This is a genomic window from Streptomyces katrae, from assembly GCF_000717655.1.
Classification (GTDB): domain Bacteria; phylum Actinomycetota; class Actinomycetes; order Streptomycetales; family Streptomycetaceae; genus Streptomyces; species Streptomyces katrae_B.
This window is the reverse complement of the sequence record NZ_JNZY01000017.1, coordinates 180,015-193,099: the sequence shown is the minus strand read 5'-3', so window position 1 is coordinate 193,099 and position 13,085 is coordinate 180,015. Positions and strand designations below refer to the sequence as shown.

Annotated in this window: 7 protein-coding genes; 2 read left to right on the top strand and 5 right to left on the bottom strand. The window is 73.6% G+C overall.

Annotation, left to right across the window (positions count from 1 at the left end; genetic code table 11):
• Window positions 1–93: 93 nt before the first annotated feature.
• From IF09_RS0122110 to IF09_RS0122085, 5 genes are all read right to left on the bottom strand, one after another.
• Window positions 94–1,722 (bottom strand): succinic semialdehyde dehydrogenase, encoded by a 1,629-nt coding sequence (locus IF09_RS0122110; protein WP_030298300.1) that lies wholly within the window; start codon window positions 1,720–1,722, stop codon window positions 94–96.
• Between the two features lie 108 nt (window positions 1,723–1,830).
• Window positions 1,831–3,459 carry a serine/threonine-protein kinase gene (locus tag IF09_RS0122105; protein WP_030298299.1) on the bottom strand — a complete coding sequence of 543 codons (1,629 nt, stop codon included), beginning with the start codon at window positions 3,457–3,459 and terminating at the stop codon, window positions 1,831–1,833.
• Window positions 3,460–3,583: 124 nt separating this feature from the next.
• On the bottom strand, window positions 3,584–6,421 hold the full coding sequence (locus IF09_RS0122100; protein ID WP_030298298.1) for a protein kinase: 2,838 nt from the start codon (window positions 6,419–6,421) through the stop codon (window positions 3,584–3,586).
• A 121-nt stretch (window positions 6,422–6,542) separates the two neighbouring features.
• A complete protein-coding gene (locus IF09_RS0122095; protein ID WP_106975111.1) occupies window positions 6,543–9,059 on the bottom strand; it encodes a serine/threonine-protein kinase in 2,517 nt (838 codons plus the stop codon).
• Window positions 9,060–9,235: 176 nt separating this feature from the next.
• Window positions 9,236–10,942, bottom strand: a complete 1,707-nt coding sequence (locus tag IF09_RS0122085; protein WP_030298293.1) for a glycerol-3-phosphate dehydrogenase/oxidase — start codon at window positions 10,940–10,942, stop codon at window positions 9,236–9,238.
• 262 nt (window positions 10,943–11,204) lie between these two features.
• Here IF09_RS0122085 and IF09_RS0122080 point away from each other — a divergent pair, with 262 nt between their 5' ends.
• The gene (locus IF09_RS0122080) at window positions 11,205–12,434 is read left to right on the top strand and encodes a nucleotide sugar dehydrogenase (RefSeq protein WP_030298292.1); all 1,230 of its coding nucleotides are present in this window, start codon (window positions 11,205–11,207) and stop codon (window positions 12,432–12,434) included.
• A 138-nt stretch (window positions 12,435–12,572) separates the two neighbouring features.
• Complete coding sequence (locus IF09_RS0122075; protein ID WP_030298291.1) at window positions 12,573–13,052, top strand: hypothetical protein; 480 nt, start codon at window positions 12,573–12,575, stop codon at window positions 13,050–13,052.
• Window positions 13,053–13,085: the final 33 nt, after the last annotated feature.

The window sequence follows — 13,085 nt, the reverse complement described above, 5'->3', positions numbered from 1 at the left end:
CGCGGCTCGTACTGGACGTACTTGCGCGGTCCGACAACGCGGCGAGGTGCCGTGCCGGGCGTCGCGACCCGGTGAACCTTGCCGGTCACAGCACTAGCGCAGACGGAGAGCCTTCATGACCTTGAGGCTGCGGGTCATGAACGCCGCGTACCTCTCGTCGTCCATGCCCAGCGAGGGCGCCATCGGGAGCAGCCGCTGGTGGGCGACGGTCTGGGCCTCGGTGTACTTGAGGATGCCCTCGGAGCCGTGGCGGCGGCCGAGGCCGGAGTCCTTCATGCCGCCCATGGGCGCCTGGGCGCTGCCGTAGGCGGGGGCGTAGCCCTCGTTGATGTTGACCGTGCCGGTGCGCAGGCGGGCGGCGACGGCGTGGCCGCGGCGGGCGTCCTTGGTCCAGACGCTGGAGTTGAGCCCGTACGCGGTGGAGTTGGCCTGTGCGACGGCCTCGTCCTCGTCGGTGAAGCGGTAGATCGAGACCACCGGGCCGAACGTTTCCTCGCCGCAGACCGCCATCGGCGCCTCGACGCCGTCGAGGATGGTGGGCTCGTAGAAGAGCGGGCCGATGTCGGGGCGGGCGGTGCCGCCCGCGACGAGGGTGGCGCCCTTGGCGACGGCCTCGTCGACGTGCCGCTGGACGGTCTCCAGCTGGCGCTCGCCGACCAGTGAGCCCATGTCCGCGCCGTACGCGAGGGAGGCGCCGAGCCGCATGGCCTTCGTACGGGCGGCGAAGCGCTCGACGAACGCGTCGGCGATCGAGGCGTGGACGTACAGCCGCTCGATGGAGATGCAGAGCTGGCCGGCGGAGGAGAAGCAGGCGCGGACGGCGCCCGCGGCGGCCTTCTCGACGTCGGCGTCGTGCAGCACGAGCATGGCGTTCTTCCCGCCGAGCTCGAGCGAGACCCCGACGAGGCGGGCCGCCGCGCCCTGGGCGACCTCGCGGCCGGTCCGCGTGGAGCCGGTGAAGGAGACGTAGTCGGCGTGCCGGACCACCGCGGGGCCGACGACGGGCCCGTCGCCGAGCACGATCTGGAAGACCTCGGCGGGCAGTCCGGCCTCGATCAGCAGGTCACGGGCCCACAGGGCGGTGAGCGCGGTCTCGGTGTCGGGCTTCATGACGACGGCGTTGCCGGAGACGAACGCGGGCAGCGCGTCACCGACGGACAGCTCGAGGGGGTAGTTCCAGGGGGCGATCTGGCCGACGACCCCGCGCGGCTGGCGCAGCTCGGTGACCTTGGTGAGGGTGGGCATGGCACCCGTGTGGCCCTTGGGGCGCAGGTACGCGGGGGCCTTGCGGCCGTAGTGCCGGGCGGCGACGGCGACGGCCTGCACCTCCTCGTGGGCGTGCAGGCGGGCCTTGCCGGTCTCCAGCTGGATGAGGTCGAGCACCTCGGCCTGGCGGGCCAGGACCAGGTCGTGGAAGCGGAGCAGTACGCCGGCCCGCTTGCGCACGGGGACCGCGGCCCAGGCGCCCTGGGCGGCGCGGGCCCGGTCGAAGGCCTCGGCCACGTCCTCGGGGGTGGCCTCGGGCAGGTCCGCCAGCTTGGCCCCGGTGAAGGGGGTGTGGTTGGCGGTCCGGCCGGAGCCGAGCACTCCGCGGGTGAGCCGGGTGACCAGGTCGGGGGTCACCACGTCGGCGGCGGTACGGGCACCGGCCGGGGCGGGGGCGACCGGGTTGGTGGGCTGCGGTGCGCTGCGGAGGGGGGCCGGGGCCTGCGAGTCCGTCATGGCGGTGAGCGTATTCCGCCTGCGAGGCTTTGGGTACCCGTCGGTAACCGGATTTTGTCATTTCCGCCAGCGATTGCTGGCAGGATGCCGGAATCGGGCGGGAAAGAATCAGGACCGCTTGGCCGGCGGCTCCCAGCCGCTGAGCACGATGTCGAACTGCTGCTCGGTCGTGGCCCAGTCGGAGACCGGGCTCGACATGTAGATGGCGTACTCCGTGCCGTCCGGGGCGATGTACATCTGCTCCTTGGCCCTGCGGGGACCGGGGTGGGTCTGCTTCTCCGTCCAGCTGAAGTCCCAGAGCGCGGCCCGGGTGCTGTCCTGGAAGGTGTTCTGGTTCAGCCGCACCTTCTTGTAGTCCGTCCGCTTCTGCACCTGCTGCTCCAGGTCGAGCACGTGCGCCAACGGGTCCCGGTAGTCCGGGGTGGGGTCGGCGGCGATCCGGATGAAGTGCTTCCCGTCGTCCGGGGTGTAGTCGATCTGGTCGCCGTTCGCCACGCGCTTCCAGCCCTCAGGGACGAACAGGGTGAAGCCGCCGATGGGGTCGGTCACCTTGGTCCAGCCCGCCGGCGCGGCGGCCACGTCAGGGGCGCTGACGTTCTTGTCCGCGTCACCCTTCCCCTGGTCGCCCGCGTACTTGAGCACCCCGAACACCCCGCCGCCGCCGAGCAGCGCCGCCACCAGGGCGATGCCCGCGGCCCGCTTGAGCCAGCCGTTCGCCGGGGCCGCGGGAGCGGGTACCGGAGCGGTCTCGGCGGGCTCCGGCAGCGGGGTGGTGTGCGAGGTCGTCCGCGCGGCCGTCTGCGCTCGCTGCGCAGGCGCGGCCGGCCCGTCGGACGGCTCCTGCGCCGGGGCCAGTTCGTCCTGGGTCACCGCGCGGGTGGGCACGTACGCATGCGCCGCCTTCGGCTCGCGGCCCTCCATCGCCTCGATCAGCATCCGCTCGGTCTCCTGGGCCGAGGGCCGCCCGTCCGGATCCTTGCGCAGCAGGGCCGTGATGACCGGCCCCAGGGCCCCCGCCTGCCGCAGCGCCGGCGGCTCGTCGTTGACCACGGCCTGCAGGCTGGAGATGGGCGAGGTGCGGCGGAAGGGCGAACGGGCCTCGACGGCCGTGTACAGGGTCGCGCCCAGCGACCACAGGTCGGAGGCCGTACCGGGGGTGCCACCGGTGACCCGCTCCGGGGCCAGGTAGTCGATCGAGCCGACGATCTCGCCGGTCCGCGTGATGGAGGAGTCGCCCTCGATCGCGGCGATCCCGAAGTCCGTGAGCAGGACCCGCCCGTCCTTGGCGAGCAGCACGTTGCCCGGCTTCACGTCCCGGTGCAGGACGCCGACCGCGTGCGCGGCGCGCAGCGCACCCAGTACGTGCAGCCCGATCCGGGCCGCCTCGGTGGGCTCGATCCGGCCGGCCGCCTTGGCCGCTTCCGCGAGGGAGGGGCCGTCGATGTACTCCATGACGATCCACGGCCGGTCGTCGTGCTCCAGCACGTCGTGGACGACGACGACGGCCGGGTGCTGGATCCGGGCCGCGGCCCGGGCCTCCTTCTGCGTCCGGGCGTGCAGGACCTCCCGGTCGGCCTGGGCGACGTACAGACCCGCCGTCAGTTCCTTGACGGCGACGGTCCTGTGCAGCAGCTCGTCATGCGCGCGCCACACCTTGCCCATGCCGCCGCTGCCGATGGGCTCCACGAGCCGGTACCGGCCAGCGAGCACCGCGCCCGCACCTGTCTGCTGTTCCACGAAACCCCGCCACTCTGTGCACTTCGGGCCAGATTACGGAGCCCTCGGGGCTGCCGGAACCGTGAAGGCGCGGTTCCGGCAGCACTGTGACGCAATCGCCGTACTGAGCCACCGTCAGTCCGCCTCAACCGCCCGATTTGTAACTCCCCGTGGCCTTCTCGAAGACCTCGGTGACCTTGCCCTCGCCGTCCTGCGGACCGGTGACCACGACGACGTGGTAGCTGCCGCCCAGCGCCACGACGAAGTTCCGGGCGACGACGCTGCGGCCGTTGCCGTCGATCCACGTGTACCGGCCGGTGACGCGGAGCTGGTTGCCGACCTTCGTGGTCTTCACGTCGCCGCCGCTGGCCCAGGTGGAGGACCGGTACGGAGCCAGCTCCGGCTCCTTGTCCTTCTGGTACGTCGCCGGGTCCGGATTGCCGTCGACCTTGTCCCGCCCGGGGACGACCGTCAGGACGTACTCCCCGTCGGTGTAGCGGACCTGCCCGGCCTCGTTCATGCCGCGCCGCTCCCAGCCGTTGGGGACGGCGATCTCGAAGTGCTCCGGGTCCTGCTGGGTGGTGTACCCGGGCGGGGCGGGGGCGGGGGCCCCGGTCTGGGGGGTCTGGGGCGTCTGGCTCTGCTTGGGCGAGGACGGGGCGGGCGTGGAGGCGGAGGGCGACGGGGACTGCTGCGCCACCGGTGACTTGTCGTCGGCATCCCCCCGGTCCGCCTCCTTGGGCAGGAAGAGCATGGCGTAGGCCACGGCCCCGGCGAGCAGGGCGAGGACGCCGACGAGCAGGATCCGCCCGAGGGAGCGCGGCTTGCGGGAGGGGGCGGGGTTGCGGTGGCGGCCGTGGAGGTCCCCCCGCCGGCGCACGACGGGCAGCCGCGCGGGATCCGGCTCCGGCATCGGGAACGCGCCGAGGCCGCCGTCCGGCTCGGGGGCGGACCGTACGAGCGAGCGCAACCAGCCGCGGAGCTCCTCGAAGTCGGGGCGCTCGGTGGGGTCCTGGCGCAGCAGCGACTCCACGACCGGGCGCAGCGGGCCGCACTCCTCGGCGAAGGCCGGGGGCTCGGCGCAGACCATCTCGACGAGCTCGGTGACGCTGTCCTCGGGGTACGGGGCGTGGCCCTGGACGGCGCGGTACAGCAGCGCACCGAGCGCCCAGAGGTCGGTGGCGGGCCCGACGGGGGCGGCCAGCTGCCAGGGCCCCGTGACGGGCCCGGCCTGCTCGGGGGCCCACCGCTCGGTGACGGCCCCGACGACGGCCATCCGCGTCTGCCGCGCCCGCTCGGCATCCAGCCCGCTCCGGATGCCCCCGCCGCCCCAACCCCCGCCGTGGCCGGGCGGACTGGGCCGGCCGGGCAGGGACCGGCCACCGGTCGGCCGGCCGGGCAGAAGCCGGGCATCCGGCTCTCCGGGGAGCACGTACGGTGCGGTATGCGGGCCTACTGTCGCCTGCTGCGGGGCCTGGCCGGGCTGATGCGCCGGCCTCCCCGGCCGGCCGGGGAGGTGAGCGCCCGTATCGGCGCCCTCGGCCCCGGTCGGCCGAACGGGGCCGGACTCGCCCGGGGGCAGGTACGAGGCCATGTTCGGGCCCTCGGCGCCCTGCGGCGAGGTCGGGGGCCGGGGGTCGGCCTGGTGATAGCCCTGGGGCAGGGCGAGTTGTGCGGGCAGCGCGGGACGGGCCGGCGCCGGCTCGGGCTGTGACTCGGGCTCGGGCTGCGGCTCCGGCTGCTCGGCGGGGGGAAGGGCGGCCTGCCGGCGCGGGGTGGCTCCGTGCCACGGCGCGCTCGTACCGGTCTCCGGGCCGCCGTACGGGTACGCGTACCCCTGCGGGAGGTTCGACCCCTGCGGCCTCGGCTCCGGCGCGGGTTCGGATCCGCCCTTGCGCTGCTCGGTGACCCGCGCGGCGGCCGCCTGTGCGCCAGCCCGGTACGCGGCGATGGCCCCGGCCCGGGCGGCGGCCTTGAGGTCGGGCCGCTCCCCCGTCGCGCCGGGGGTGATGTGGTCGGAGTACCGCGGTCCGGTGTCGTACCCGGGCGCCACGAGGGGCGCGTAACCGCCCGCGCCCGGACCGGCATCCCGCTCGCCGCCCGCCGACTCGTCCGGGTCCCCGCCCCGGGTGCCCCGTACGGCAAGCCCCGCACCGGGCGGCGTCCCCCGGTCCTGCTCAGCGCCGGGGTTCGGTGCCGTGTCCCGGACGGGATCGGCGGCTAAGGCGGCCGTACCCGAGTCCGCTGGCGCCGGGGGCGCTGCACCGGGGCCCTGGGCGGCGGAGTTCCGGCCCGTACCGGGGCCATCGCGGAGCGGCGTGCCCCAGCCGCGGGCCGGGGGCGGCGTCGCGTCGGGCGGGGCCCAGCCTTCGGACGCGCCGGGGTTCGGCGGGACCGGGTCGTAGCCGCACAGGGCGTCCTCGGCGGCCCCCGCCGCCAGCCCCGTCAGCACGACCCTCCCGTCCTCGCATATCAACACGGTCCGGACCGTGATGTTCCGGTGGGTCCAGCCGTGCGCGTGCAGCACCCGCAGCGCGGTCAGCACGTCCGCGGCGACCTCCGCCGCCCGGTACGGGCTCAGCGGTTCGTCGGCGATCAGCGCAGCCAGCGGACGTGCCGGGACCAGCTCGCTCACTATCCAGAGCGACCCGCCCTCGGCGAACACGTCGAAGACCTGGTCCAGCCGCGGATGGTCCGGCACGGACGCGGCCGCCTGCGCGGCGGCGATGGCCCTCCGCACGGCCGGCAGATCCCCCGCCGACCGGCGTCCCGCCGCCATCGGGGCCCGCGCCCCGTCGGCGGCCGCCGCATCCCCGTCCAGCAGCTCGGCATCGACGAGCTCCGGCAACGGCACCTGCCGTACCAGGACTTCCTGCCCGCTGCGCGTGTCGAAGGCGCGGGTCTCGACCAGCTCGTACTCGTCCGACGGCGGCAGCGGCAGACGGTAGCGGTCGGCCAGGATCCGGCCCGCGTAGTCCTCCACTCCGCCTCCCCCGAGTGCTGGGGGCGCACGTGTCCCATGGCCCCGCAGCCACGATACGTCGCGCAGGGCGCCCGCGTCCCGGGCCTGGAAAGGCTCGTGGCGACTCGTGGCGAGCGGCTGCTCAGCCGAGCGGCTGGAAGGTCGCGAACGCCGTGTTGCGCATCGTCGTGCACTCCGGCCCGTCCCACTGGTCCGCCGCGCAGCTGATCATGATGGCGTAGCCGTGCTTCGCGTCCACCTTGAAGCCGCGGTTGAGCACGCGGACCTTGATGCCCTTCTGCTCCCGCTCGAACTCCCAGTCGGCGACGGTCGGGTAGCCGTTGTACTCCGTCGCGTCGATCCGGATCGTCCGGTAGTTCGTGCTGGAGCTCGCCGTTCCGGCGACCGCTTCCGCCCACGCGGCGCGGGCGTCGTTGCCGGGGCTGGCGGTGTAGTCGACCTGGATGCGCGGGAAGCCGCCGTCGCGGCTGTATATCGCTCCGGAGTTCTCGCCGGCTATGGCCGTCACCTTGAAGCCCGACGGCATCGCCATGGAGAAGTGGAACCCAGGGTCCGTCACCTTGGCGTAGCCGTCGGGCAGTCCGCCTCCGGGACCGCCCGGCGAGGTGCCCTGCCCCTGGCTCTGCCCCTGGCCCTGGCTCTGCCCCTGGCCCTGGCCCTGCTGCCCGCCCGGGGACTGCCCCTGGCTGGGCTGGGTGCCGCCGGTGCCGGTGGTGGTGCCGGTGCCGCCCTTGCCCGCGGTGGCGTTGGTCTCGCCGGTCTTGGCGGATCCGCTGGGGTTCGGCGTCCCGGAAGCAGACGTCCCCGGAGCGCCCTTGCCCTCCTCCTTCTTGTCGGACGGGTCGTCACCGCTGAACGCGTACGCGATCAGGGATCCGATGACGGCGAGGGCGACGACCACACCCGCTATCGCCAGGGCGATGGTGCGGCGGGACATGACGTCGGTGAGCGGCGCCGCGACCGGCGAGCGCTTGCCCGCCGCCGGGGGCTCGGCCGCCGAGGCCGCCGTCGCCGCCGCTGCGGCCGCCGCGGCCTTGCGGGTCGCCTTCAGCGCAGCGCGGGCCCGCTCGCGCTGCTCGCGCTCGAGCCGCTCGCGCTCCTTCTTCTCCGCCTTCTCGGCGGCCTTTTCGGCAGCCTTTTCGGCGGTGACCTTGGCCGCGGCCTCCTTGGCGTCCGCCAGCGAGATCTGCCGGGTCTCCTCGACGGCCGGAGCGAGGACCGGGGCGGGCGCCGGCTCCGGCGCGTTGATGACGGCGGTGAGCATCGCCCGGGCGCGCTCGTCGTCGAGGCGGCGGGCCGGGTCCTTGGCCAGCAGGCCGTAGATGACCTCGGTCAGCGGACCCGCGTTCTTGGGCGGATCCACCGGCTCGGTCATGACGGCGGTGAGGGTGGCGAGCGCGGACCCCTTGTCGTACGGGGGCACGCCCTCGACGGCCGCGTAGAGCAGTCCGCCGAGGGACCACATGTCGGCGGGCGGGCCGGGCTTCTGGCCGCGGGCGCGCTCGGGGGAGATGTACGAGGGGGCGCCGACGAGCATGCCGGTGGAGGTGACGGAGGGGTCGCCCTCGACCTGGGCGATGCCGAAGTCCGTGAGGACGACGCGGCCGGTGCGGGCGATGAGCACGTTGGACGGCTTCACGTCCCGGTGCAGGATGCCCTGGCCGTGCGCGGCGCGGAGCACGTCGAGGACGGCGAGGCCGACCTCGGCGGCGCGGTGGGGGGTCAGCGGGCCCTGTTCGCGGATGAACTCGGCGAGCGAGGGGCCCTCGATGAGCTCCATGACGATCCACGGGCGGGCGTCCTCGTCGACGACGTCGAAGACGGTGACGGCGCCGCCGCTGCGGATCCGGGCGATGGCCTTGGCTTCGCGCAGGGTGCGGGTGATGAGGCGGCGCTTCTCGTCCTCGTCGACGCCGCTGCTGAAGCGGAGTTCCTTGACGGCGACGGTCCGGCCGAGGGTCTCGTCCTCGGCGCGCCAGACCGTGCCCATGCCGCCCTTGCCGAGCACTTCGCGCAGCCGGTAGCGCCGCGCGAGCAGCCGCCCCTCGTCCTGCCCGCCCTCGGCAGCCTTGGCAGCAGCCGCCTTGACGGCAGCGGCCACGGCATCGGCCTTCTCGACGACGGAATTCCCCGCCGCAACAGGCTTCTTGTCCTCGCCCCGGGCAGACGCCGCCGCAGCCTTCGCCGCAGCAGGCTCCTTGGCCTCCGGCTTCACCGGCTCGGCCGACGCCGCGACAGGTTTGGCCGTCGGCGAGCCGACCGGCTTCGCGCCCTCAGGCGCACCACTACCGGCCCGGCCCGGTGCCGGCTTCCCGCCTTCGGCGGAACCACCCGCAGCCTTCGCCGCCCCGGTGGCAGACGCAGGCTTGCTCAGGTCCGCCTTCGCCCCGGCAGGCTCGGGGTCCTCGGACCCCGCAACCGCGGCCGCCGGCTTCGGCGCAGGCGAGGCCGCAGGCTCGTCCGCGTCCGGCTTTGCCGCAGGCAGCACGGGCGGCTTCGCCGTGGGCGGCGTGGCAGGGTTCGGGTGGCCGTCCTGCTTCGCCGCAGGCGACTCCGGCTCCGCCGACACAGGCTTCGCCCGGTCCTGCTTCGCCGCAGGCGACTCGGCGGGCGACTCGGTGTGCTCCGGCTTCGACATGCGTCCCCTCTGCGATCGTGCCGCCTGCTCCGGCTGCTCCGGCAGCCTCCGGGGTCCCCGGCGGCCCGCCCCGGGAGAACCCGCGCGGTAACCCGCCCCGGCAGAACCCTCATTGTTCCTCACTCCGCAACGGACGGGCGCCCCGGGTCCGCGGTTCCCCCCTCCGGATCCCGGACTTACAACGGAACGATGTCGGGAGCCCCCAACCGCGCCGCGTCCGCCGTCTGGTCGTCCGGCTGACGCTGCGATTCCCGTTCCGCCTGCACCCGCTTGTCGTAGTGTTCCACTTCCTTCGCGATCTGCTGCTCGTCCCACCCCAGGACCGGAGCCATCAGCTCCGCGCACTCCCGCGCCGACCGCGTCCCCCGGTCGAACGTCTCGATCGAGATCCGCGTCCGCCGCGTCAGCACGTCGTCCAGATGCCGCGCACCCTCGTGCGAAGCCGCGTACACCACCTCCGCCCGCAGGTAGTCGTCCGCCCCGCCCAGCGGCTTCGCCAGCCCGGGGTCCGCCGCGATCAGGTCCAGCAGTTCGTCCGTCATCGAGCCGTACCGGTTCAACAGGTGCTCCACCCGCACCGCATGAAGGCCCGTCCGGGCCGCGATCCCGGCCCGCCCGTTCCACAGCGCCCGGTACCCCTCCGCCCCCACCAGCGGCACGTCTTCCGTCACGCACTCCGCGACCCGCTGGTCCAGCCCGTGCACCGCCTCGTCCACCGCGTCCTTCGCCATGACCCGGTACGTCGTGTACTTGCCGCCCGCGACCACCACCAGCCCCGGCACGGGATGCGCCACCGTGTGCTCGCGCGAGAGCTTGCTCGTCGCGTCCGACTCCCCGGCCAGCAGCGGCCGCAGGCCCGCGTACACCCCCTGCACGTCGTCCCGCGTGAGCGGCACCGCCAGCACCGCGTTCACGTGCTCCAGCAGGTAGTCGATGTCCGCGCTGGACGCCGCCGGATGTGCCTTGTCGAGGTCCCAGTCCGTGTCCGTGGTCCCCACGATCCAGCTCCGCCCCCACGGGATCACGAACAGCACGGATTTCTCCGTCCTCAGGATCAGGCCCGTCGAGGAGTGGATCCGGTCCTTCGGGACGACCAGGTGGATGCCCTTCGACGCGCGGACGTGGAACTGCCCCCGCTCCCCGATCAGCGCCTGCGTGTCGTCCGTCCACACCCCGGTCGCGTTCACGATCTGCCGCGCGCGGATCTCGTACTGGCCGCCGCCCTCCACGTCCTGCACGCGCGCCCCGACGACCCGCTCCCCCTCGCGCAGGAAGCCGACCACCCTCGCCCGGTTGGCGCACTGCGCCCCGTACGCCGCGGCCGTCCGGACCAGCGTGGTCACGAACCGCGCATCGTCCATCTGGGCGTCGTAGTACTGCAGCGCCCCCACCAGCGCGTCCTTGCGCAGCGCCGGAGCGACCCGCAGCGCGCGCTTGCGCGACAGGTGCCGGTGTACCGGCAGCCCCCGCCCGTGCCCGCTGGACACCGACATCGCGTCGTACAGTGCGACGCCCGATCCGGCGTAGAACCGCTCCCAGCCCTTGTGCTGCAGCGGGTACAGGAACGGCACGGGCTTGACCAGGTGCGGGGCGAGCCGCCCCAGCAGCAGGCCGCGCTCCTTCAGGGCCTCCCGTACGAGCGCGAAGTCCAGCATCTCCAGGTACCGCAGGCCGCCGTGGATCAGCTTGCTCGACCGGCTGGACGTGCCGGACGCCCAGTCCCGGGCCTCCACCAGCCCCGTCGAGAGGCCTCTGGTCGCGGCATCGAGGGCGGTGCCGGCGCCCACCACGCCCGCGCCCACCACCAGCACGTCCAGTTCCCGCTCGGCCATCCGGGCGAGCGCCTCTTCGCGCTGGACCGGCCCCAGTGTCGCTGTCCTCACGGCTGCCTCCCGTTCGGTGCGGGTGTTCCCCGCGCGGTGCGGGTGATCCCGCTCACATCCCCCGCCCTCGATTCTGACCCGCCGCACCCACATCAGCCACCGCCTGTGGACAACACAACGGCGACCATCACCCCGTAATACGACACATCGGTCATATATACGCCTAGTCTGACATCGCGCCAGCTCCACACCTGGACCCGCACGGTCCACAGGACTTGCGCACCCAGCCCCCTCATGCATGCCAGGGAAGGGACGGCACCCCATGCCCGCAGATCTCGCCGTCATCGGACTCGGCCACCTCGGCCTCCCGCTGGCCCAGGCGGCCGTCGCCGCCGGAATCGAGACGGTCGGCTACGACAGCGGTCCGGCCACGGACTCCACCCTCACCGCCGCCGAGGTCCGCCGCATGTCGGCCGCCGGCTTCCGGGTCACCACCAACCCCGCCGAACTCGGCCGGGTCCGCACCGCCGTCATCTGCGCCCCCACCCAGCTCGGCGCCGACCGCGCGCTCGACCTCTCCGCCGTCGGCGAGGCGGGCCGCACGCTCGCCGCCCGGCTGCGCCCGCACACCACCGTCATCCTCGAATCCGCCGCCCACCCGGGCGTCACCGAGGAGTACCTGCGCCCGATCCTCGAGGCCGGCTCCGGACTGCGCGCCGGCCGGGACTTCCACCTGGCCTACTCCCCCAGCCGCCTCGACCCGGGCAACCGCACCCACGGCGTCGCCAACACCCCCAAGGTGATCGGCGGCCTCACCCCCGCCTGCACCGAGTCCGCACACGCCTTCTACGCCCGGCTCACCGAGAAGGTGGTCCGCGCGCGCGGCCTGCGCGAGGCCGAGACCGTGCAGCTGCTGGAGACCAACTACCGGCACGTCAACATCGCCCTCATGAACGAGATGGCGGTGCTCTGCCACGACCTCGGCGTCGACCTGTGGGACGTCATCCGCTGCGCCGAGACCAAGCCGTACGGATTCCAGGCCTTCCGGCCCGGCCCGGGAGTCGGCGGCCACAGCGTTCCCCTCGACCCCAACTACCTCCCCCACACCACCCGCACCCCGGGCCACCCCTTGCGCATGGTCGGGCTGGCGCAGGAGATCAACAGCCGCATGCCCCAGTACGTCATCCAGCGTTCCGCCACCCTGCTGAACGAGCACGGGAAATCGGCCCGCGGGGCCCGGGTCCTGCTGCTCGGCGTCACCTACAAGCCGGATCTGGGCGACCAGGAGGGCTCGCCGGCCTGCGAGATCGCCAGCCGCCTGCTCGACCTCGGCGCACTGATCAGCTATCACGACCCGTACATCGCCGGATGGCGCGTCAGGGACCAGCCCGTCCCCCGGGCCGAATCGTTGTACGAGGCCGCCGCGAACGCCGATCTGACGATCCTGCTCCAGCACCACCGCACGTACGACCTCCAAGGTCTGGCGGTGAAGGCGCAGTTGCTGCTGGACACCCGCGGCGCCAGCCCGGCGGGTGCGGCACACCGACTCTGACCACGCCGCAAATCCCTTCTCCGGATGTCGGAGCGGGCTGCTAGCCTGCGGCGACTTATCTCGCACATACGCCTTCGGCACCCTGCGTTCCCTGCGCACGCCCACGCGTATGCCCGAATCCCTGGGGGGGATTTCTCCATGAGCCAGCACGTCCAGCCGCCCGCGCCCGACTCCGCGACCCCGGCCGTCCCGTACCCGGCCGAGCCCGCGCGGACCGGCAACATCGGCCTCGGCATCGCCGCGGCCCTGGTCGCCGCCCTGGCCGCGGCCGCCGCGTACGGCGGGATCATGAACGCGATCGACCGCCAGGTCGGCTACGCGGCGGTCGGCGTGGGCATCCTGGTCGGCTTCGCCGCCGGAAAGCTCGGCGGCAAGAACCCCGTGCTCCCCGTGGTCGGCGCGATCCTCTCGCTCGGCGCCGTCTACCTCGGACAGTTGTTCTACATCGCGCTGGCGCTGGCGGACTACGGCAACGTCGGCCTCGGCGACGTGCTGAGCCACGCGGGCGTCGGCGGTCTCAACGACATCTGGCAGGAGGGCGCGGAGGCGATGGACTACGTCTTCCTCGTCATCGGCGGCTTCGTCGCCTTCGGCACGGCCAGGAAGATCAGCGACTGATCGCTCCAAGGGCGTCTCCGAGCAGGCACGTTC